1 protein-coding gene is annotated in these 2276 nt (G+C 51.6%); it reads right to left on the bottom strand.

Annotated features, from left to right (window positions below):
* Window positions 1–2276, bottom strand: a 2276-nt coding sequence (locus B5D63_RS34460) for a condensation domain-containing protein (protein WP_143313389.1), incomplete at both ends; no start/stop codon positions are given.

Genomic DNA, 2276 nt, shown 5'->3' with positions numbered 1-2276 from the left:
GAGCTGTCTTTAAAGACAAGGGCTGTGCGTTCAGCCGACTGCGCCACCTGTTGTTCAAAGCAGGTGATGATCGTCGCTCCTGTATCATAGCCGGGCGATTTTACATTGAATATGTCCAGCAGCGCCGACTCCTCTCCTTCCGTTAAATAAGGCAAGCTGTTTACCGCCATGTCAGGAGTATGCAGCGCTGCTTTCAACAATTGCTGAAGATGCGCTGCCATGCGATGGATGGTCGCTGCCTCAAACAGGTCGCTATTATATTTCAGGTAGATGACAATGCCTTCTTCTGTTTCCTCGAACTCAAAAGTAATATCCAGCTTGCTTATCTCCTTTGTATGGTTTTCATATGCGCTTAAATGCAGGTTATTTAGGATACCATCCCCACTTAGCACCCGGCGTTCATTATTCTGCAGTATAACCATTACATCGAACAGCGCATTACGGCTCATATCCCGCTGCAGCTGCAGCTGTTCCACCAATTCATCAAAAGGATATGCCTGGTGCTCGTAGGCAGCCAGCATATTTTCCCGTATCTGTTTAAGCAGGCTGACAAAATTCTCATTTCCGCTAAACCTTGTCCTCAAGGCCAGTGTATTTATATAAATACCTATCTGGTCGGAAAGATCTGCATGCTCCCTGCCAGCGATCGGGGTACCGATAATAAGATCTTCCTGTTGTGTGTACCGATGCAGCAATACATTCACCAGCCCAAACAGCCCCATAAACAGTGTGGCGCCCTGCTCTTTCACGAGCAGCTTCAAAGCGCCGGACAGACTGGCAGGGAGCAGTTTTACCACCACGCCTCCATTATACGTTTTGACAGCGGGACGGGAATGGTCCAGCGGCAACAGCAGCTGCGGCAGCTCTCCTTCAAATTGCTTCAGCCAGTAGGCCTGTGCTGTAGCCAGTGAGCCATCCGTTAACCGGCACTGCTGCCAGAAAGCATAATCCTTATACTGGACAGACAAGCCCTGCAAGGCATGGGGCTGGCCTGCCGTGTGTACATTGTAGATATGCAGCAGCTCGCGGAGGAGTACGTCCATTGACCAGCCATCACTTATAATATGATGCATGGTATAGGCAAATATCCAGCGATGATCATCTGTCTGGTAAAGTCCGGCCCTTAACAGCGGCCCCCTGGACAGGTCAAATGCTTTTCCCGCTGCGCGTTCCACCAACTGCTGCAAACGCGCCTTCCGGTTGGCGATATCACGCAGGTCAACATATTCAATGTTGAAAATGCTTTCATCCGCCTCCAGAATATACTGCTTTACTTCTCCGTTCTCATCTTCATTAAATACCGTGCGCAGGATCTCATGACGGCGTATTAATTCGTTAAAGGCATAGGTTAAAGAGGATATGGCAAGGACTCCTTCAAACACATACGCTCCGGGCATATTGTAAGCGACGCTGCTTTCGGCAAACTGACTTAATACCCATAAACGACGCTGTGAAGAAGACAGCGGGTAGCCTGATTGTTTCGGGGCCGGCATGATACTGTTATAAACAGTTTTCCGGGAACGTTCTATCAGGGCGGCCTGATTTTCCAATACCGGCGCACCAAACAGATCGTGCAAAGCTACTTTTACCTCAAATACTTTATATATCTGGCTTTCGAGACGCGTGGCCTTTAAACTATGACCACCCAACTCAAAAAAGCTATCTTTTACGCCAATGCCGGTACGCCCCAGCACGTTTCTCCAGATGTCCACCAGCTTTTCTTCGGTGGTATTTCGGGGCGCAACATATTCCCTGCCGGTTGCAAGGCCGGCGCCCTGCGGAGTTGGCAGCCGTTTCCTGTCCACCTTCCCGCTGGCATTCAACGGTAATGTATCCAGGTGTATATAATAGTCCGGGAGCATGTAGGCGGGCAGGCGCTTGTCAAGGTAAGCCCGTAAAGTGGCGATGTCCAGCCCGGCGTCACCGGTGAAGTAACTTACCAATGTCTTTTCTTCAGCCGTTGCGCCCTGTGTTATTACCACGGCCGCCGAAATACCGGGGTGCTGTTCCAGGGCATGCACTATCTCCCCCAGCTCAATACGGTAACCACGCACCTTTACCTGGTCGTCGCGGCGACCTGCAAAAGCGATCGTTCCATCTGGCAGCCAGCGGCCAAGGTCGCCTGTGCGGTACAGCCGTTCGCCGGCCCGGTAAGGATCAGGAACAAACTTCTCCGCGCTCAGCTCAGGACGGCCCAGGTAGCCCCGCGCCAGGCCTGCGCCTCCTATACATATTTCACCGGTGATACCAACTGCGCACAGCTGCAAACGGTCGTC

The sequence above is a fragment of the Chitinophaga eiseniae genome, assembly GCF_900167135.1.
GTDB classification, from domain to species: domain Bacteria; phylum Bacteroidota; class Bacteroidia; order Chitinophagales; family Chitinophagaceae; genus Chitinophaga; species Chitinophaga eiseniae.
This window is presented reverse-complemented; position numbering and strand designations above follow the sequence as displayed.